Below are 17,427 nucleotides of genomic sequence, written 5' to 3' on the forward strand. Positions count from 1 at the left end.
GCCCGGATGGCCGCGCGCAGGCGTTGCGCAAGGTCCGGGCCGCCCCGCGCCGTGCGGGGCCGAGCGCGACTTCTACCGGATCGGGACGGCGCAGGGCCAGCCCCGCCCGCGCGGCGTGTCCGGCCTCACGCCTTCCCGCGCCGCGCCTTCTCGGCCTGCAGCGCCGCGCGCTTCTCCCTGGCCCAGCCCGGCTTCACCGCCTGCCGGCCCCGGGCCACCGCCATGGCGTCCGCCGGCACGTCGTCGGTGATCACCGAGCCCGAGGCGACGTAGGCGCCCTCCCCCACCGAGACGGGGGCGACCAGGGCCGAGTTCGAGCCGATGAACGCGCCCGCGCCGATCGAGGTCCGGTGCTTCAGCACGCCGTCGTAATTGCAGGTGATCGTGCCGGCGCCGATATTGGCCTTGGCGCCGACCTCCGCGTCGCCGAGATAGGTGAGGTGCGCGGCCTTGGCGCCCGCGCCCATCCGCGCGTTCTTCAGCTCGACGAAATTGCCGAGTTCCGCGCCGGCCTCCAGCACGGCGTGGCCGCGCAGCCGCACGAACGGGCCGATCTTCACGCCCGGCTCCAGGCTGGTCTCGGTGAGATGCGCGAAGGCCCGCACGGTGCAGCCCTCCGCGACCCGCACGCCGGGGCCGAACACCACGTTGGGTTCCACGATCACGTCGCGTCCCAGCACCGTGTCGTGGCTGAGGAACACCGTCTCGGGGGCGATCAGCGTGGCGCCGCCCAGCATGGCGCTGCGGCGCAGCTGCGCCTGGATCGCGGCCTCCGCCACGCTGAGCTGCACCCGGTCGTTGACGCCCTGCGCCTCGGCCTCGTCCACCGGCACGACCGTGACCGGCAGGCCGTCCGCGACCGCCAGCGCCACCGCGTCGGGCAGGTAGTACTCGCCGGCGGCGTTGTCGTTGCCGATGCGGGCGAGCAGCGCCAGGGCGTGCCGTCCGGACAGCGCCATCAGCCCGGCATTGCACAGGGTCACGGCCCGCTCGGCCGCGCTGGCGTCCTTCTCCTCGCGGATCGCGAGGACGCGTTCGCCCTCGGTCAGCACCCGTCCGTAGCCGGAGGGCGTCGCCGTCTCGAAGGCCAGCACGGCCACCGCGGCGCCGTCGGCCAGCGGCGCGCGGAGGCGCAGGAAGGTGTCGGCCGAGACGAGAGGCGTGTCGCCGAAGGCGATCACCACGTCGTCGTCGGGGTCGGCCAGGATCTCCCGGGCGGCCAGCACCGCGTGGGCGGTGCCGAGGCGCTCGGCCTGCGGGAAGACTCGGGCGCCGGGGGCCGCGCGCGCGATCTCGGCGGCGACGTCGTCGCGGCCGGGCTCGGCCACCACGGCGATCCGGCCCGCGCCCGCCGCCTGCACGGCGGCCAGGACGTGGCCGAGCATGCTGCGGCCGGCGATCCGGTGCAGCACCTTCGGCAGGTCCGAGCGCATCCGCGTGCCCTTCCCGGCCGCGAGCACGATGGCGGTGAGGCTGCGCGAAGGCGTTCCGGTCGGGGTCATCGCAGGTCCAGGCGTCGATCGAGGGCCACGACGGATGGGCCGGACGGGCGCCCGGCGCAACCCCGTCCGGGCCGATCAGCGCAGCGCGAGGGCGACGTGCTGGCTGGAGCCGTGGGCGAAGCGCTCCCGGCGGCGCTCGATCGAGCTCGGGATCCGCAGGGACTCCCGGTACTTCGCCACCGTGCGCCGGGCGATGTCGACGCCCTCCCCGCGCAGCTTCTGCACCAGCGCGTCGTCGGACAGCACGTCGTCCGGCGTCTCGCCGTCGACGAGCTGCTTGATGCGGTGGCGCACCGCCTCGGAGGAGTGTGCGGCGGCGCCGGCCGCCCCTGGGATCGCCGCGGTGAAGAAGTACTTCATCTCCAGGGTCCCGCGGCTCGTGCCGATGGCCTTGTTGGAGGTGACCCGCGAGACGGTCGATTCGTGCATGCCGATCGCCTCGGCCACGGTCTTGAGGTTCAGCGGCCGCAGGTGGGTGACGCCGTGGACGAAGAACCCGTCCTGCTGGCGGACGATCTCGGTGGCGACCTTCAGGATGGTGCGGGCGCGCTGCTCCAGCGAGCGGGTCAGCCAGTTGGCGTTCTGCAGCGCCTCCGACAGGAAGGCCTTGTCGCCCTCCGCGGCGGCGTTGCGCGAGACGCGGGCGTAGTAGCTCTGGTTCACCAGGACCCGGGGCAGCGCCTCGCTGTTCAGCTCGACCAGCCAGGAGCCGTCCGGCGCGGCGCGCACGAACACGTCCGGGACCAGGACCTCGACGGCGCTCGACCCGAAGGCCCGGCCGGGCTTCGGATCCAGGCGGCGGATCTCGCCCAGCATGTCGACGAGGTCCTCGTCGTCGACGCCGCAGAGCCGGCGCAGGGCGGCGAAATCGCGCTTGGCCACGAGGTCCAGCCGCGAGACCAGCGCCTGCATCGCCGGGTCGAACCGGTCGCGCTCGCGCAGCTGGATCGCGAGGCACTCGGCGAGGTCGCGGGCTGCGATCCCGGGCGGGTCGAAGGTCTGGACCAGCGCCAGCATCCGGCCGACGAGGGCCGGGTCGGCGCCGAGACGCTCGGCCACGCCCTCAACCGACTCGCGCAGGTAGCCGGCCTCGTCGACGGCGTCGATCAGGAAGCCGCCGATCAACCGCTCGGCCGGATCCCGGGTCGCGAGATCGAGCTGGCCCGCGAGGTGCTCGCGCAGCGAGGTCTCGGCCGTGAGGGTCGCCTCGAAATCGGGCGCCTCGGCATCGAAGCTGCCGCCGGTGCTGCCGTAGGGCGGCGGCGTCAGCGAGAGCATGTCGCCGCCGCCCGCCTCGCGCGCCTGGACGGGGATCTCGTCGGGGAAGACGTTGTCGAGGCGCGTGTCGAAGTCGCTCTCGATCTCGCCGCGGCTCGGATTGAGATCGGCCGAGAGCCACGATTCGGGCTCCGGTGCCTCGAAGCCGTCCGCCCCGGCCTCGTCGGCGTGATGGCCCGCTTCGGCGACCTCGCCCGGGCCCGGCAGCTCCGGCTCGGCGCGCTCGAGCAGCGGGTTGCGCTCCAGCTCGGCCTCGACGTAGGCCGAGAGATCGAGGTGCGAGAGTTGGAGAAGCTTGATCGCCTGGAGGAGCTGCGGCGTCATCACCAGGGCCTGGCCCTGACGCACTTCCAGCCGTTGCACCAAACTCATGCGAGGCCCCGATGCCCTTCCGGCGCGGTTCGCCAGCCGGAGCCACGCTGCTCACGGCATGGTTCTTGCTTGCTCCGTCGTGCTTTCTCTAGCCCGATCCGTCCCGCGCGTCAAAGCGCGACCGCGCACGCGGATGTTGGCAAGTGCACGGAGCTGCCGCGTCCGTGGCGCACCGGCCACAACCCGATCCGCCGCCCGGCAGTCTGAAGGCAGATCTTAAAGGAAGGTTTGCGCATTCGTCCGCGCGCGTTTGCCAGGACATCCGAAAATCGCCGGCATTGCTTTGTCTGGTTGCAGACCCTTCCCCCGCTAGATGCAATATCCGCTCGCAATTGCGTTTTTATCCGAGCATGGCTCGGGGGTGCGCCTCGGTTCCCGCACTCGAGCCGAAGCGCGGATGTCGATTTCTGCGTACGCGTTTGCCGAATGCCGCATCAGAACCGCCTTCTGGCTGCCCTATCCGAGGCGGATGGCGCGCTGCTCCGGCCTCACCTCGAGGCGATCGACCTTCCCCTCGGCAAGGTGCTCGTCGAGCCGGCCGCCACGATTCCGCACGCGGTCTTCGTCGACACCGGCCTGTGCTCCGTGGTGTCGACCCTGGCCGAGGGCGGCCGCATCGAGATCGGGCTGTTCGGACGCGACGGCATGGCCGCGCCGGCGCTGCTGCTCGGAACCGACACGATTCCGTACCAGATCTTCATGCAGGTCGCCGGTCGGGGGCGCCGGATCTCCGTCCCGGCCCTGCGCGACGCCCTGAGATCCAGCCCGTCGCTGCGCAACCTGCTGCTGCGCTACGTCCAGACCTTCCTGGTCCAGGTTGCCCAGACCGCGATCGCCAACGCGGGCGCGCCCGCCGAGGAACGGCTCGCGCGGTGGCTCCTCATGTACCACGACCGGCAGGACGGGGACGATCTGTCGGTGACGCACGAGTTCCTGTCGATCATGCTCGGCGTGCGCCGCCCGACCGTCACGGTCGCGATCCACACCCTCGAGGGCGCCGGCCTGATCCGGGCCCGGCGCGGCCGGATCCGGGTCCTGAGCCGCATCCGCCTGGAGGAGGCCGCCGGCCAGACCTACGGTCCGGCCGAGGCCGAGTACGAGCGCCTGATCGGCCCGCTGCGGCGCCCTCAGAGCACGCTGTCGTAGGGCACTTCGGCGACCACGGCGCCGGCCTCGTCGGTGATCACGAAGGTGTCCGCGCGCCAGCCGCGCGGCGTGCCGTAGACGTGCGGCAGGCGCCGCATGTCGCGCAGGATGTCGTGGGCAAGGCACTCGGCCGCGGTCCGGTCGGGCAGCTCGTCGCCCTCCTGATCGGCGATCAGCGTGCCGCGCCGCCGGACGTTGAGGAAGAAGCGGGGCAGGTCACATCCCCTTGCAGGATCGGCCAGCGGGTCCCTCGGCGCGACGGCGCGGTGCCCGTCCGTCAGAGACAGAGTGCGTCCCCTCCGGGAACGGTGTCGCAGGCCCGGACGGGGTGGCGGATCGGCGTGAACCACGCCGCGGGGGAACCGGCCGTCTCGCGTCCCGCCGGGAAGGGCAGCGTGCGCGAGGACGGCCGCGGCATCTTGCGCGCCGACGCGTACCGGTCGGACCGCACCGGCCCTATCGTACTTTCGTGCGGAGGATCCGGCGACCCGAAAGGTGTCCGGCGCGCCCGCGGCTTATGTCCACACTCATACATTTTTCGACGCGCGGCCGGATCGCGGCCCGGAGAACCGCGTTCTCTGCGCGGTCGCCGCGACGCGAGGATCGGGCGCCCCGTCGCGCGAGGCCATGCCGGTGCCCACACACAGGTTAACGACATCGCACAGGCCGCGGCGCACGCTCACTATCTGGCCGTGAGGTTCTGCGCCGTGCGCTACTTCACCGATTTCATCGACGACCGCGGTCTGTCCCTCGACGAGGAGGGGCTGCCCTTCGCCGATCTCCACACGGCCTGTCTGTCGGCGGCCGAGGCCCTGATCGAGGCCGTGCATGACCGGCTCCGTGTCCGGACGGACCGGCCGGCCCCCGGAGATGCCGGACTGGTGCTGGAGACGCGGGTCCGGGACGCGGCCGGCAGCACCGTCTTCCGCGCCCGCCTCACCCTCGACCTGGATTGGTACCCCTCCGACAGCTGAGCGCGGGCCCTACCAGCCGCAATTCGGGATCGGCGGCTGCGCCTTGGCCATCGCCGACTTCTCGATCGGCACCATCGCGCCCCAGGCGTATTTCTGGGCGTGGGGCGTGACGTTGGCGAAGAGGCAGCCGAGCTGAAAGTGGGTCGCGCCCATCTCGCCCGCGAAGCCCATGCAGTCCAGGAAGGTCCAGGTCTTGGGCACCGGGGTCATGGACCGCCAGCGCGGCATAGCCACCGGCGAGCAGACCTTGATCACCCCTGTGCCGTCATCGGCGTTCAGCGCGTCGCCCGGGCTCTGCGCCGCGCCGGGCCGCACGGCGAGCCCGAGCAGGAGGGCCGCCGCGAGGGCCGCCGCGCGGGCTGGTCGGTAGGGGATCAGGGCGTGTCGGCTCATCGGGTCAGCGCATCGTCCACCACAGGGCCGCGAGGATCGCGAAGCCGATGATGTTGTAGAGGATCGCCCAGATCCAGACACCCAGGACGGCGCGGCTCGGCTGCCGCGGCCGCGACCGGCCGGGCCGCAGGCGGTTCCGGTCCTCCGGCGTCGGCCAGATCGCCGCCCGGGGAGCCTTGAGGAGCCGCGTCAGCGCCTCCGGCAGGTGCGGGCCGTGCGGTGTCTCGCCGGTCATGCGGTCTCCGATGCGACGATGGGTCCTTCCGGGGCGGAGCCGCCCGGGGCCGGACCTGTACACGGCGCCCGCCGCTCACAGCACCGTGCCGGGTGCCTGCGGGTAGTACTGGTAGGTCCAGGTCTCGGAGAGCAGCCGGTCCCCGGATCGCAGCTGCAGGCGCATCTCCACCGGATCCGGACCCTCGGCGTAGACCTTGAGAAAGACCCGCCAGGGGCTCGGCTTGCCGTAGGGCGCCCAGGTGGCGCCGACTTCCTCGACGCTGCCGCGCGACAGGGTGAGCGCGACCGTGGCCTTCTCGGGATCGAGGCCCGACAGGGCCGCGCCCTCGAATTCCAGCACGAACTGCCGCACGAGGTTGGCCCGGCCCGGGCGCCTGTCGGCATCCGCGAGCCACGCGGCCTTGGTGGCCCGGGTCGCGACGCACCGGGCGAGGTCGGTGGCGACCGGTTCCTTGACGGTCCAGCGCAGCCGGTACGCGAAGCTGCGGTCGGTTCCGGCCTGCGGCGCGTCGTCCGGCACCCAGAGGGCGACGATGTTGTCGTCGGTCTCCTGGTGGGTCGGGATCTCCACGAGCTGGACGCTGCCGCGGCCCCAGTCGCCCTCCGGCTCGACCCAGATGTCGGGCCGGTTCTCCTCGAAGCCGTCGTCGATGTAGTTCTCGTACGCGCGGTCGCGCTGGAGCAGGCCGAACCCCTTCGGCGACCGGTCCGCGAAGGCGCTGACGCTGAGGCGGGGCGGGTTGTTGAGCGGCCGCCAGATCAGCTCGCCGGCCCCGGTCTGCATCAACAGGCCGTCGGAATCGTGCACCTCGGGCCGCCAGTCGCTCGCGAGGAAGCGGCTCGCGCCCTCCGAGTACCAGAGCATCGAGGTGAGGGGCGCCATGCCGAAGCGCTCGACCGCCTTGCGCATGTAGACCGTGCAGGCGACGTCGATGACGACGTGCGGCTCCTTCCGCGCGACGAACCGGTAGGCGCCGGTGAGGCTCCGGCCCTCGAGGAGCGCCAGCACGGTCACGGCGCCGTCCGCGGCCGGGCTCACGTAGAAGCGGGTGAAGACCGGGAATTCCTCGGTCTTGCCGGGCCCGGGCGCCGTGTCGATCGCGATGCCCCGGGCCGAGGCGCCGTACTGCGCCCCGTCGCCGGCGGCGCGGAAATAGGAGGCGCCCAGGAAGGCCAGCCAGTCGCCGTCGTCGCCCGGCTGGCCGGCGGGCGCCTTCTGGAACCGGAATCCCGCGAAGCCCGCCCCGTCCGGGACGTCCTGGGCCGGATTGCCGGGCGGGTAGGTGAACAGGTCGTGGCTGTAGAGCACCTCGCGGGCCTGCCCGCCCTCGAGGGCGTAGACCTTCACGGGGTGGCGGAAGAAGTTGCCGAGGTGGAAGAAGGTTACCGGGTACGGGCTGTCGGCGAACAGGGCGTGGCCCGGCGGGTAGCGGATCTCCTGGAGCGGCCCGTAGGTCAGGGCGTCGAGGGCCGCCGAGGCGGGGGCCTCCGGCGGCGGCGCGTAGGGCCGGTCCCGCAGCGTCCGGGCGAGGTCCTTCAGCCGGTCGAGATCCATGGGCTCGGGCGGCGCCAGGCGCGGCCCGCCGCCGGCGGCCCGGGCGAGGCCGGGATACGGCGCGAGGGCCAGGAGCCCGATGGCGGTCAGGACGCGGCGCGTGATCAAGCTGGAACCCCCGGATTCGGCCGGGCCCCGCGGCCCGCGCCGCCCTCTAGCCACGCCGGCGCGGCGGCGCAATTTCCCGACCCGCGGCTCAGCTCCGCGGACCGCAGCTGCCGGTGCTGCCGTCGGTCGTCCAGAGGTTGGCGCCGCCCCCCGGCGGGCACTGCCCCGGCAGCGCCAGGGTGATCAGCTTCGCGAAGGTGTTGGACTCGTCCTCGCCGTAGCCGATCTCGCCGACCATGCGGCCGGTCCTGTCGAACAGCGCCACGGTGGCGGAATGCTCCATCGTGTAGTCGCCGTCCTTGGTCGGCACGCGCTTGTAGGCGACGTGGTAGGCGTCGGCCATGCGGGCGACCTGCTGCGGCGTGCCGACGAAGCCGCGGATCCGCGGATCGAACGAGGCCAGGTACGCCCGCAGGGTGTCGGGCGTGTCGCGCTCCGGGTCGAGGGTGACGAAGACGACGTTGAGGCGGTCCGCGTCGCGGCCCATCCGGCCGAGGGCCGACGCCAGGGTCGCGAGCGTCGTCGGGCAGACGTCCGGGCAGTGGGTGAAGCCGAAGAACAGGACGGACGGCTTGCCGCGGAGATCGGCCTGGGTCACCGGGCGGCCGTCGAGATCCGCCATCGTGAACGGGCCGCCGACCTTCCGGGAATGGCTGAAGGGCGAGCCCTGCTGGAGGACGATCGCCCCGGTGCCGGTGGCGACCACGGCGACGAGGGCGGCGGAGGCGATGAGGGCGAGAGGGCTCGGTGCCATGCTGTGACCTGCGACGGCGCCTCGGGGCGGCCGGTATCGATGCCGCCAATATGGGGTCCGTGTCGACAGGCGTGAGGCCGCGGCGCCCCGTGCGGGGCCGGACCAGGAGAGGAGACGACGTCAGGAACACGCCCGGGAGAGGCCGGTTGGCCAGGATACGGGCGCTCGCGCCATCCGGCGCCGGGATACCCGGGCCGCGCGCCCGATCGTCCCCTCCGCGACCGTGCACGGGAGCCGCCCCAGATGGCCCAGCAGATCCCCGTCGACCCGCAAGCCCGGGCCGACGATCCCCGCCGCGACGCCGAGCGGGACGACGCGACCCACGCGATCGCCGACGACGTCGCCTACCAGCGCCACGTCCTGGTCAACGTCGTGTTCGTGGGCGCCCCCGGCGCGGGCGACCGGGGCTGGGTCCTGGTCGATGCCGGCGTGATGGGCGCCAAGCGCGGGATCCAGGCCGCCGCCCGGGCCCGCTTCGGCGAAGGCGCCCGGCCGGCCGCGATCGTCCTGACCCACGGCCATTTCGACCATGTCGGCGTCCTGGAGGACCTCGCGGAGGAATGGGACGTCCCGGTTTACGCGCACGCCCTGGAGCGGCCCTATCTCGACGGCAGCGCCGCCTACCCGACGCCGGATCCGAGCGTCGGCGGCGGACTTCTCGGACGCCTGTCGCCGCTGTTCCCCACCCGGCCCGTCGACGTGTCCGGGCGGCTGCGCCTCCTGCCGGAGGACGGTTCGGTGCCGCCCCTGCCCGGCTGGCGCTGGATCCACACGCCCGGCCACGCGCCCGGCCACGTCTCGCTCTGGCGCGAATCCGACCGGACGCTGATCGCGGGCGACGCCTTCATCACGACGGCGCAGGAATCCGCCTACGCGGTCGCGACGCAGGCGCCGGAGCTGCACGGGCCGCCGATGTACCTGACGATCGACTGGCCGGCGGCGCGCGCGTCGGTGCGGGCGCTCGCCGCGCTCGCCCCGGAGCGGGTCATCACCGGACACGGCCGGCCGCTGCAGGGGCCCGAGATGCGCCGCGCCCTCGACGCCCTGGCGGAGGATTTCGACCGGGTCGCGGTTCCGGAGACGGGCCGGTTCGTGGAGAACCCGCGCGGGGCCGCCGACGGCTCCGCCTACCGGGCGCCGCGCTGACCGGCGCGACGGCGCGCGGGCGGCGTCTCACGAGGCCCGCGCGAGATCCTGGAACGGGGCCGGGGCGCGCGCGGCGGCGAGCACGTCGTCCATCTCGGCCTTCGGCATGGCGTGGCCGAACAGGTAGCCCTGGCCGAAATGGCAGCCCTGGTCGGACAGCCAGTCGAGGCTGGCGTCGGTCTCGATCCCCTCGGCTGTGGTGGAGAGGCCGAGGCTCGCTCCGAGCTTGATGATGGCGTCGACCAGCTTCGCCCGCTCGTCGCTCATCGTGATGGCGTCGACGTAGCTGCGGTCGATCTTCAGCTTGTCGAACTTGAGTTCGCGCAGGTGGTAAAGGCTCGAATAGCCGGTTCCGAAATCGTCCAGCGCGATGCGCACGCCGAGTTCGCGCAGCGACAGCAGCGTCGTCCGGGTCGCCTCCAGGTCCTGGATCAGGGCACTCTCGGTGATCTCGACCTCCAGGCGCTGCGGCGGGAAGCCGGTCTCGGTCAGGATTCCCAGGATGCGCTGGGCGAGCCACGCGTCCTGGAACTGCTGTGGGGCGATGTTCACCGCGAGGATCAGGTGGGGCGGCCAGGCCCGGGCATCCAGGCAGGCGCGGCGGATCAGGCTGTAGCTGAGGTCCGCGATCATCCCGGTCTCCTCGGCCACCGGGATGAACTCGCTCGGGCCGACCAGCCCGCGCGTCGGGTGGCGCCAGCGCGCCAGAACCTCGACGCCGACGATCTCCCTGTCGGGGAGCGACACCACCGGCTGGTAGAACGGCTCGATCGCGCCCGTCTCGATGGCGCCGCGGAGTTCCGTCTCCATGCGGGCGCGGGCGCGCAGCTCCGCGTCCATGGCGCTGCGGAAGAACCGGAAATTGCCGCGCCCGTCCTTCTTGCCCTGGTACATGGCGAGGTCGGCCGCGTGCAGGATCGCGTCGGCATCCCCGTGCTCGGCCGATACCGCGGCGACGCCGACCGTCGCGCCGACCTTGAGGTCGTTCTGGTTCCACGTCACCGGCTCGGCGATGCGCGCGATGGCCGCCTGGGCGAGACGCGCCAGGGCCTCGCTCTCGTAGCGGAGCGGGACCAGCATGGCGAACTCGTCGCCGCCCAGCCGGGCCGCCAGGCCGCCCGACGGCACGAGCTGCTGGAGACGCTCGGCCACGGCGCACAGGACCGCGTTCCCGGCCGCGTGGCCGTAGAGGTCGTTGACCGGCTTGAACCGGTCGAGGTCGATGAGCAGCACCGCCGCGTCCGCGGCGCCCGACGCGTGCGCCCGCTCCACGGCGTCGATGAAGCGGCGGCGGTTCGCGAGACCGGTCAGGCCGTCGTGCCGGGCGATCGCCTCGGCCTGCGCCGCGGCGGCGGCGCGCTCGAGCATGAGCCGCCGGAGGATGATCGACTTGCGGATGCTGGCGCCCCACTGCGCCACGCCCATGCAGGCGGCGAGCAGCAGGAGGTCCGTGAGGTTGTAGGTGGCGACGAGGCCGTTGAGATACGCGAAGGTCCCGAGGGTGACGCCGACGAACCAGATCCCGACGCCGATCACGAGCAGGCACAGGGTCTCGTACAGCTCGCCGCGGCCCCAAGCTTTCGACGTCTCGATCGGCATGGTCAGGACCCGGTTTCCAACGTCAGCGCGAAACATGCCATCCGCACACGCGCTGTAAATCAGCTCCCGGACGCGGCAGCCTGTCTACATCTTTACGGGTCTTTGTCTTGGTTTAATTTGAATTAAGGCTCGCTCCAACGCTGCCGCGCGCGGCCCGAAGGCGCGCGGACGTCACGGCAGGGAGGAAATTGCCGGGGCCGCGCCGGCGATACCTTCCGCATCCGGGCGCCGGACCCGCGCCGTCACGCCTCGTCGACGGCGTCCGGACGTCGCGCGGCCGCGCGGCTCTCCTGGAGGGTGGCGGCCGCCTTGACGATCGACAGGATCCCGCCGCGGGTCGTCTCGTCGGTGATGCTCATGAAGGCCAGGACGAGTTCCATGACCTTCGGATCCTCGAACAGGGCCGCGGGCCCGACGCGTCCGCCGCCGTTGTCCCGCGGGTCCGCGAAGAAGGTGTCCACCGGCACCTTCAGCAGGTCGGCGATGGCCTGTAGCCGCCCGGCGCCGATGCGGTTGCGCCCCTTCTCGTACTTCTGAACCTGCTGGAAGCTGACGCCGATGGCCTGACCGAGGTCGGTCTGGCTCAGGCCCTGTGCCACGCGCAGCGCCGCGATACGGCCGCCGATCGTGCGATCGGTCTCGGTGGCGGACTTGGGCTTCGGGGAGGACGACATCGGACGGAAACCTTCGGCATGCTGGATGAGTGCGACTTACCGAGTGTCGCGGGAAAAAACACAACCGAAAACTGCTTAGTGCACCAATAAGTTGCGCAAGTCCTAGTTGCACCGGACGCATGGCTTGGCTGTTGGTTGTACGCCCACGGTCATCGAAACCGCAATGGTGAACTGTGTCTGTCACGAGGCGCACAATTCATTGTGACCCTCCGCCGGTCTTCGTCCGGGCCCGAGGCCGGGCAACCGCTGTACGGAGCGGGTCATCAGCGTTCGGGCCTCGCGATGTAAAGTACCGAGATCGTGGATGGTCGTTGCGGGCGGCGGCGGACGTGTGGAGCCGCGCGCATTGTGGCGGGATTACGCCTGTCGCCTCTTATCTAAACATCGACGATGCGCTCCGTCGGCGGGGATGTCGTCGCCGGTGAGGCGCGGCCCCCTATTTACGGCAGGGTCCTGCCATTATCGTGCGTCCCAACACTTTATGTTCCGACCGAGAAAATCTATGAAATGATGTATTCACCGGCCAAGCCCGACGGTAGGGTCGGTCTCCCATCACTGCGCCTGGGTCGATGACCGATCTTCTCACCACCCTCCAGGAGCCGGCCGGAACCGCCGGGCAGGCCGAGCCGGTGCCGGAGACGTCGGCCCTGCGCGTGCACATCGCGCGGATCCTGCGCAAGCTGCCCTCCGCCAAGGCGACCGGCGCGGCGCGGTGAACATTGCCGAGGCTTCGGTCGGGCGCAGGCGCGCTTGAACGGCGACCCGCTCCCCGCGGTCGAGCCGGTGTCACGCCGTCCAACGGCACGTCCCGGGCGTTCCGGGACACGCTGACGCTCAGCCCGGCGCCCCGCTGACGATCCGTCGCGCCGCTTACTCGAGGGCGGTGACGCGCGGTCCGGCAGTTCCCCTCAGGCGACGGCGTCCAGCGGCTGCGGGCGGGCCCGGACCCGATCGAGGATGTCGAGCGCGCGAACGCTGTCGGCGAGCGGCATGGTCGGGCTCTCGCGCGCGCCGGCACGCAGGCACCGATGCACCTCGTCGATCTGATGTCTGAGCCCGAACCCCCGATACGGCGTCGGGATCAGCGCGACGCGGCGGAAGTCCAGCGGTTGCAGGAGACGTTTCGCGAAGGCCAGCCGGCCGACGGCCTGCCGGCGCGGCGGGGCGCGGTCGGCGGGGGCCGGAGCGGGTGCCGTGCGCACGCGCGTCAGGAAGGGCGGGCACAGGAACTGCCGGTGCAGGTGGATGCGCCCGCGCGCGCCGACGATCACGGCGGCGTTGTCGGCCTCGCCTGTGGAGCCGCAACTCAGGGTCGCGGTTTTGTCGGGCCACGCGAGCGCGAGCGCGGCCTGCTGGGTCGCCGCGCCGCCGCGATCGACGGTGGCGCCGGAGACCTGCGCCGGGGCGCCGAACAGATGGAGCGCCAGCGACACGGGGTAGATGCCGAGATCGAGGATCACCCCGCCCTCCGCCGGATCGTCCGTCCGGCCGGGCGGGGGCGGCGAGCGGGGGAAGAACAGGCGGGCGTCGAGATGCAGGGGATCGCCGATCTCGCCCGCCTCCAGCATCGCCTTGGCCCGCACGACGCCGGGCGTGAAGCGCATCCACATCGCCTCCATGCAGAAGACGCCCTTCCGCTGCGCCGCCTCCGCGATGCGCCGCGCCTGCCCGCCTGAGAGCGCGATCGGCTTCTCGATCAGGACGGACTTGCCGGCCTCGATGCAGGCGAGCGCGCTGGCCATGTGGTCGCTGTTGGGCGTGGCGATGTAGACGATGTCGACATCCGGCCGCGCGGCCAGGGCCTCGACGCCGGCAACGGCGGTGGGTGGGCCGGAGGCCTGCGTGAAGGCCTGGGCGAAGGCCTGCGCACTGCCGGCGCTCCGGGCGCCGACGGCGGCGAGCCGCGCGTCCGGCCGCCCCAGAAGGTCGCTGACGAAGCGCTGGGCGATCGTCCCGGTGCCGAGGACGCCCCACGAGACGGTCTGTGCCATGGCTAGAACCTGGATCTCAGCTGGATCACGGCACCGCCGCCGGCATTCTGCATGGCGAGCGCGATCTCGGTGATGTGCAGCACGAACCGCGCCGGGAGCGGCGCCGGGACCCCCTTGCGAATCGCCTCGGCCTGGGCGGCGGGGCCGCGCGCGAAATCCATCTGCGACGGGTAGGCGGGCAGCTTGCCGCCGAAGCGGGGGATCGGCAGCTTCCGGCCGAGGAAGATGCGGCCGGGCAGGTAGCGCCGGATCCGGTGCAGCAGCCGGCCGAGCCGGCCGGGCGCGTCGCCGCTCGGCGACCGGAGGTAGACCGGGCCCTGGCTGGCCCACGAATCCGTCACGGTCAGGACGCCCCGATCGCCGATGTCGAGCAGGGATCGATCCTGCGGCGCGACGAACCCGCAGGTGATCCGCGCGACGACGCCGGATCGGAATTCCAGGCACGCCGTCGAGAAGTCGTTGGCGACCGAGTCCGGGGGCTGGCCGGTGCCCTTGTCCGGGTAGAGGCGCGACGCGAAGGCGGTCATGCGCTCGACCGGGCCGAACATCAGGCTCATCCAGGTCAGATAGTAGCCAGCGTGCTCCAGGGTGCATCCGACCCGGTACTCGTCCTCCGCCGGCCAGGGGACCCGGTCACGCTCCGCCACTCGTGCACCGGCTCGCGGAACACCGGCCCGTCCTCCAGCTCGGCGTAGACGAGCCGGACCGACCCGATCTGGCCGGACGCGACGGCCTCCCGCACGGTCGCGCCCGCCTCGCCGAGGATGCTCGCGGGTGCACCGCTCAGCGACAGGCCCTTCGCCTCGGCGAGCTCCACCAGCGCTTCGGCCTGGGCGTACTCCATGGCGAGCGGCTTCTCGGAGTAGACGTGCTTGCCGGCTTCGAGGGCGGCCTTGGTCACCACGTAGTGGCTGTGCGGATTCGTCAGGTTGAGGATGAGACCGATCTCGGGCTCGGCCAGCAGGGCCTCGAGGCTGTCGAATGCGCGGGCGTTATAATGACGGCAGAAGACGGCGCGCCGCTCCGGGTCTCGGTCGTAGACGCCGGCGAGGCGCAGTTCGGGATGGTTGACGAGGGTCGTCATGTAGAAGTCGGCGACGTATCCGCAGCCGACGATCCCGATCTGCATCTCTGTCCCTGAAGGTCATCCGCACCGGATTCGGGACGTAACGGCAGCGCTCCGTTCCGGGCCCTCATCAATTGGGCGTAGGATCGGCTTTCGGAGCGTTCACCGGCCGGTCCGGGCGCCCGAATGCGGCGCGCCCGGCCGGACTGCACACGGCGCATATGCCGAAGGCTGCGACGCGATTCGGTCAAACAGGCGTTTAACGCTCCGTTTACCGTGCTGTCCGAGAGTTTCTGTTACAACCGGAGCCCGTGAACAGCCATGCTTGATGTCGCCTTTTGGTGGTGCGTGGCCGTGGCGCTGACCGGATCGGTCGGCCTCGTCGGCCTGGCCCTCTTCGTCGGACGGACCGCCCGCTCGCAGCCGCGCGGCGTCAGGCTGCCCCGGACCGAGCCCCTCGTGCTCCGTCACTTCGGGCGCGCGTAGGTCGGCTGTCCGGCGTCATCGGCCAGGCCACGGACGTCTGAGATCTGTAGGTTCGCGGCCGGGTCGATCACACGCCGGGAAGGTCCGGCCGGCCCGAGTGGCGCGAAGATCCGGACGCGAACGCCCGGGCTTCTGCGGTAGATCGCCCGTCGCGGAAGAGAAATGGTCGGAGTGGCGGGATTCGAACCCACGACCCCTAGTCCCCCAGACTAGTGCGCTAACCGGGCTGCGCTACACTCCGACGCCGCTAGGGCTCGCGGCTCTTAGCCTCCGCGCCGCGCCCGCGCAAGCCCTGTCGGCGCGCACGGGCCGCACCGAGATGCTGGCCCTCGCGGGTCAGGCCCGCTACGGGGAGGCCTCCCCCCGGCAATCGTCCGAGGATCATGACGGACCGACCGATCGCCTTCGATCTCACGCGCCTCGTCACGCGGCTGCGCCACGCGAGCCCGTCGGGCATCGACCGCGTCGACCTCGCCTACGCGCGCGCCTATCTCGGTCGGGCGGAGACGGGCGTCGGCGTCGTCTCCACGGCGTTCGGACCGCGCATCCTCGATCGCGCGCAGGCGCTGGAGATCGTCGAGGCGGTGGCGGCCGGCTGGGTCGAGGACCGGGACGCCGCGTCGGACCCGATCTACCGGCGGCTCGCGTCCCGCTGCGGCGATCCAACCGTCGCGCCGCCGCCGCTCGCTGCGCCGCAGGCCGGGTCCGCCGACCGGCGGCGGATCCAGGCGCGCAAGGCGGTCGACGTCGCGCTGCGCGGCCGGTCGGTCACCGTCCTGCCCCGGGACGCGCTGTACCTGCACACCTCGCACCTGCGCCTCGACGACCCGCGGCGGTTCGACTGGCTCTATACCCGTCGGGACGTGCGGGCGGCGTTCTTCGTCCACGACCTCATCCCGATCACCCACCCGGAATACGGCCGGTCCGGGGAGGCCGACCGCCACCGGGCGCGCCTGCGCACGATCGGGCGGCACGCCTCCGCCATCCTGGTGAATTCGGAGGATACCGGCCGGCGCACCCTCGCGCACCTCGCCGCCGAGGGGTTCGGACGTCCGCCGGTGGCCGTGGGCCATCTCGGGGTCGAGCCCGCCTTCGGGCGCACGGGGCCCCGGTTCACGCCCGACCGGCCGACCTTCCTGATCTGCGGCACCATCGAGTCCCGCAAGAACCACCTGCTGCTGTTCCAGATCTGGCGGCTCCTGGCCGAGCGCCACGGGGCGGCCGCGCCCCGGCTCGTCGTGGTCGGACGCCGGGGCTGGGAGGCCGAGAGCGCCATCGACATGCTGGAGCGCTGCCCCGGTGTGCGCGCCCACGTCATCGAGGCCTCGGGCTTGTCCACCCACGGTCTGGCGGCGCTCATGCGCAGCTGCACCGCCCTGCTGATGCCGTCCTTCACCGAAGGGTACGGTATTCCCGTCGTTGAGGCCGCGGCCTCCGGGCTGCCGGTCATCGCCTCCGACATCGCCGTCCACCGCGAGATCGCCGACGGTTTCGCGCTGTTCCGCGATCCCCTGGACGGTCCGGGCTGGATCGAGGCGATCGAGGCGCTCGCGCGGCCCGGCGCGCCGCTCCGGTCCGAACTGGCCGGTCGTCTCGACGGGTATCGGCCGCCGGACTGGCCCGCGCATTTCGCCGCCGTGGCGCCGACCCTCGCGGCACTCTGACGGAGCGGCCGGTCCGCTCCGGGCCGGGACCCGTCGGCCCGCCTGCCGGCCGCGCGCCGACGACGCACGTTGCGCCGCCGGGGTCTGACGAATAAGGAAAAGCGTCAGTCAGCCAGCCTGGCCGAGAGCGGGCGGAACGGAGATCCTGCCGATGCGGGTGGTCGACCTCGATCGCGAGACGGTCAAGAGCGGGCTCAATGACGGCTCGATGCTGATCATCGATGTCCGTGAGCCGCATGAATACGCGGCCGGGCACATCCCGGGCGCCGTCTCGCACCCGCTCTCCAGCTTCGATCCGCAGGCGGTCGCGGCCCTCGTCGCGGAGGACGGCCGGCGGGCGGTCTTCTCGTGCGCCTCGGGCGTCCGCTCCGTCCACGCGCTGATGGCCGCGCAGAACGCCGGGCTCGACCTCGCCGAACACTACAAGGGCGGCTTCAAGGACTGGTACAGCGCGGGCGAAACCGTCGCCTGATCTGCCGTTT

General features: G+C 72.1%; 19 protein-coding genes and 1 tRNA gene. 7 read left to right on the forward strand and 13 right to left on the reverse strand.

Features of this window, described 5'->3' with window-relative positions:
• Nucleotides 1-125 precede the first annotated feature (125 nt).
• Entirely contained in the window at nt 126-1,502 is a 1,377-nt protein-coding gene (gene glmU, locus LOK46_RS13030) for a bifunctional UDP-N-acetylglucosamine diphosphorylase/glucosamine-1-phosphate N-acetyltransferase GlmU (protein ID WP_273564139.1), read from the reverse strand.
• 75 nt (nt 1,503-1,577) lie between these two features.
• Complete coding sequence (gene rpoN, locus LOK46_RS13035) at nt 1,578-3,152, reverse strand: RNA polymerase factor sigma-54 (protein ID WP_273564140.1); 1,575 nt, start codon at nt 3,150-3,152, stop codon at nt 1,578-1,580.
• A gap of 426 nt (nt 3,153-3,578) precedes the next feature.
• Here rpoN and LOK46_RS13040 point away from each other — a divergent pair, with 426 nt between their 5' ends.
• On the forward strand, nt 3,579-4,298 hold the full coding sequence (locus tag LOK46_RS13040) for a Crp/Fnr family transcriptional regulator (protein WP_273564141.1): 720 nt from the start codon (nt 3,579-3,581) through the stop codon (nt 4,296-4,298).
• On the opposite strand, the gene LOK46_RS13045 is transcribed toward LOK46_RS13040, so the two are convergent.
• The gene (locus tag LOK46_RS13045; RefSeq protein ID WP_273564142.1) at nt 4,280-4,648 is read right to left on the reverse strand and encodes a DUF6894 family protein; all 369 of its coding nucleotides are present in this window, start codon (nt 4,646-4,648) and stop codon (nt 4,280-4,282) included. The genes LOK46_RS13040 and LOK46_RS13045 overlap by 19 nt on opposite strands.
• Before the next feature lie 357 nt (nt 4,649-5,005).
• Here LOK46_RS13045 and LOK46_RS13050 point away from each other — a divergent pair, with 357 nt between their 5' ends.
• On the forward strand, nt 5,006-5,272 hold the full coding sequence (locus LOK46_RS13050) for a DUF6894 family protein (protein WP_273564143.1): 267 nt from the start codon (nt 5,006-5,008) through the stop codon (nt 5,270-5,272).
• 9 nt (nt 5,273-5,281) lie between these two features.
• Here the strand turns inward: LOK46_RS13050 and LOK46_RS13055 are convergent, their stop codons facing one another.
• The 4 genes from LOK46_RS13055 to LOK46_RS13070 all read right to left on the reverse strand — a co-directional run bounded on the left by LOK46_RS13055 (nt 5,282) and on the right by LOK46_RS13070 (nt 8,319).
• Nucleotides 5,282-5,665, reverse strand: a complete 384-nt coding sequence (locus LOK46_RS13055; RefSeq protein ID WP_273564144.1) for a hypothetical protein — start codon at nt 5,663-5,665, stop codon at nt 5,282-5,284.
• Between the two features lie 4 nt (nt 5,666-5,669).
• On the reverse strand, nt 5,670-5,900 hold the full coding sequence (locus tag LOK46_RS13060; RefSeq protein WP_273564145.1) for a hypothetical protein: 231 nt from the start codon (nt 5,898-5,900) through the stop codon (nt 5,670-5,672).
• Nucleotides 5,901-5,975: 75 nt separating this feature from the next.
• Nucleotides 5,976-7,565 (reverse strand): glucan biosynthesis protein, encoded by a 1,590-nt coding sequence (locus tag LOK46_RS13065; RefSeq protein WP_273564146.1) that lies wholly within the window; start codon nt 7,563-7,565, stop codon nt 5,976-5,978.
• Nucleotides 7,566-7,653: 88 nt separating this feature from the next.
• Complete coding sequence (locus tag LOK46_RS13070; RefSeq protein WP_273564147.1) at nt 7,654-8,319, reverse strand: SCO family protein; 666 nt, start codon at nt 8,317-8,319, stop codon at nt 7,654-7,656.
• A 243-nt stretch (nt 8,320-8,562) separates the two neighbouring features.
• Between LOK46_RS13070 and LOK46_RS13075 the strand changes: the two genes are divergently transcribed.
• Nucleotides 8,563-9,465, forward strand: a complete 903-nt coding sequence (locus LOK46_RS13075; RefSeq protein ID WP_273564148.1) for an MBL fold metallo-hydrolase — start codon at nt 8,563-8,565, stop codon at nt 9,463-9,465.
• A gap of 27 nt (nt 9,466-9,492) precedes the next feature.
• Here LOK46_RS13075 and LOK46_RS13080 read toward each other — a convergent pair whose 3' ends face one another.
• Entirely contained in the window at nt 9,493-11,064 is a 1,572-nt protein-coding gene (locus LOK46_RS13080) for a putative bifunctional diguanylate cyclase/phosphodiesterase (protein ID WP_273564149.1), read from the reverse strand.
• 242 nt (nt 11,065-11,306) lie between these two features.
• Nucleotides 11,307-11,738 carry a helix-turn-helix domain-containing protein gene (locus LOK46_RS13085; protein ID WP_273564150.1) on the reverse strand — a complete coding sequence of 144 codons (432 nt, stop codon included), beginning with the start codon at nt 11,736-11,738 and terminating at the stop codon, nt 11,307-11,309.
• Between the two features lie 569 nt (nt 11,739-12,307).
• On the opposite strand from LOK46_RS13085, the gene LOK46_RS13090 reads away from it, so the two are divergent.
• Nucleotides 12,308-12,454: a hypothetical protein gene (locus LOK46_RS13090; protein WP_273564151.1), complete on the forward strand. Its 147-nt coding sequence runs from the start codon at nt 12,308-12,310 to the stop codon at nt 12,452-12,454.
• A gap of 192 nt (nt 12,455-12,646) precedes the next feature.
• On the opposite strand, the gene LOK46_RS13095 is transcribed toward LOK46_RS13090, so the two are convergent.
• The 3 genes from LOK46_RS13095 to LOK46_RS13105 are packed head-to-tail and all read right to left on the reverse strand — an operon-like array spanning nt 12,647 to nt 14,858.
• Nucleotides 12,647-13,729 (reverse strand): Gfo/Idh/MocA family protein, encoded by a 1,083-nt coding sequence (locus LOK46_RS13095; protein ID WP_273564152.1) that lies wholly within the window; start codon nt 13,727-13,729, stop codon nt 12,647-12,649.
• 2 nt (nt 13,730-13,731) lie between these two features.
• Nucleotides 13,732-14,376 (reverse strand): Gfo/Idh/MocA family protein, encoded by a 645-nt coding sequence (locus tag LOK46_RS13100; RefSeq protein ID WP_273564153.1) that lies wholly within the window; start codon nt 14,374-14,376, stop codon nt 13,732-13,734.
• Nucleotides 14,292-14,858: a Gfo/Idh/MocA family protein gene (locus tag LOK46_RS13105; protein WP_273564154.1), complete on the reverse strand. Its 567-nt coding sequence runs from the start codon at nt 14,856-14,858 to the stop codon at nt 14,292-14,294. The genes LOK46_RS13100 and LOK46_RS13105 overlap by 85 nt, the downstream gene beginning before the upstream one ends.
• Nucleotides 14,859-15,116: 258 nt before the next feature.
• On the opposite strand from LOK46_RS13105, the gene LOK46_RS13110 reads away from it, so the two are divergent.
• Nucleotides 15,117-15,281 carry a hypothetical protein gene (locus LOK46_RS13110; protein ID WP_273564155.1) on the forward strand — a complete coding sequence of 55 codons (165 nt, stop codon included), beginning with the start codon at nt 15,117-15,119 and terminating at the stop codon, nt 15,279-15,281.
• A gap of 163 nt (nt 15,282-15,444) precedes the next feature.
• On the opposite strand, the gene LOK46_RS13115 is transcribed toward LOK46_RS13110, so the two are convergent.
• Nucleotides 15,445-15,522: transfer RNA gene (locus LOK46_RS13115), tRNA-Pro, on the reverse strand.
• Nucleotides 15,523-15,664: 142 nt separating this feature from the next.
• Between LOK46_RS13115 and LOK46_RS13120 the strand changes: the two genes are divergently transcribed.
• Both LOK46_RS13120 and LOK46_RS13125 read left to right on the forward strand, forming a co-directional pair.
• Entirely contained in the window at nt 15,665-16,945 is a 1,281-nt protein-coding gene (locus LOK46_RS13120; protein ID WP_273564156.1) for a glycosyltransferase family 4 protein, read from the forward strand.
• Between the two features lie 151 nt (nt 16,946-17,096).
• A complete protein-coding gene (locus LOK46_RS13125) occupies nt 17,097-17,417 on the forward strand; it encodes a rhodanese-like domain-containing protein (protein ID WP_273564157.1) in 321 nt (106 codons plus the stop codon).
• Nucleotides 17,418-17,427 lie beyond the last annotated feature (10 nt).

This window comes from Methylobacterium sp. NMS14P (assembly GCF_028583545.1).
In the GTDB taxonomy this organism is placed as follows: Bacteria; Pseudomonadota; Alphaproteobacteria; order Rhizobiales; family Beijerinckiaceae; genus Methylobacterium.

Coding starts and splice junctions, on each gene's coding strand:
- glmU (WP_273564139.1), bottom strand. CDS start 1,502: ATGACCCCGACCGGAACGCCTTCGCGCAGCCTCACCGCCATCGTGCTC.
- rpoN (WP_273564140.1), bottom strand. CDS start 3,152: ATGAGTTTGGTGCAACGGCTGGAAGTGCGTCAGGGCCAGGCCCTGGTG.
- LOK46_RS13040 (WP_273564141.1), top strand. CDS start 3,579: ATGCCGCATCAGAACCGCCTTCTGGCTGCCCTATCCGAGGCGGATGGC.
- LOK46_RS13055 (WP_273564144.1), bottom strand. CDS start 5,665: ATGAGCCGACACGCCCTGATCCCCTACCGACCAGCCCGCGCGGCGGCC.
- LOK46_RS13060 (WP_273564145.1), bottom strand. CDS start 5,900: ATGACCGGCGAGACACCGCACGGCCCGCACCTGCCGGAGGCGCTGACG.
- LOK46_RS13070 (WP_273564147.1), bottom strand. CDS start 8,319: ATGGCACCGAGCCCTCTCGCCCTCATCGCCTCCGCCGCCCTCGTCGCC.
- LOK46_RS13075 (WP_273564148.1), top strand. CDS start 8,563: ATGGCCCAGCAGATCCCCGTCGACCCGCAAGCCCGGGCCGACGATCCC.
- LOK46_RS13080 (WP_273564149.1), bottom strand. CDS start 11,064: ATGCCGATCGAGACGTCGAAAGCTTGGGGCCGCGGCGAGCTGTACGAG.
- LOK46_RS13085 (WP_273564150.1), bottom strand. CDS start 11,738: ATGTCGTCCTCCCCGAAGCCCAAGTCCGCCACCGAGACCGATCGCACG.
- LOK46_RS13090 (WP_273564151.1), top strand. CDS start 12,308: ATGACCGATCTTCTCACCACCCTCCAGGAGCCGGCCGGAACCGCCGGG.
- LOK46_RS13095 (WP_273564152.1), bottom strand. CDS start 13,729: ATGGCACAGACCGTCTCGTGGGGCGTCCTCGGCACCGGGACGATCGCC.
- LOK46_RS13105 (WP_273564154.1), bottom strand. CDS start 14,858: ATGCAGATCGGGATCGTCGGCTGCGGATACGTCGCCGACTTCTACATG.
- LOK46_RS13110 (WP_273564155.1), top strand. CDS start 15,117: ATGCTTGATGTCGCCTTTTGGTGGTGCGTGGCCGTGGCGCTGACCGGA.
- LOK46_RS13120 (WP_273564156.1), top strand. CDS start 15,665: ATGACGGACCGACCGATCGCCTTCGATCTCACGCGCCTCGTCACGCGG.
- LOK46_RS13125 (WP_273564157.1), top strand. CDS start 17,097: ATGCGGGTGGTCGACCTCGATCGCGAGACGGTCAAGAGCGGGCTCAAT.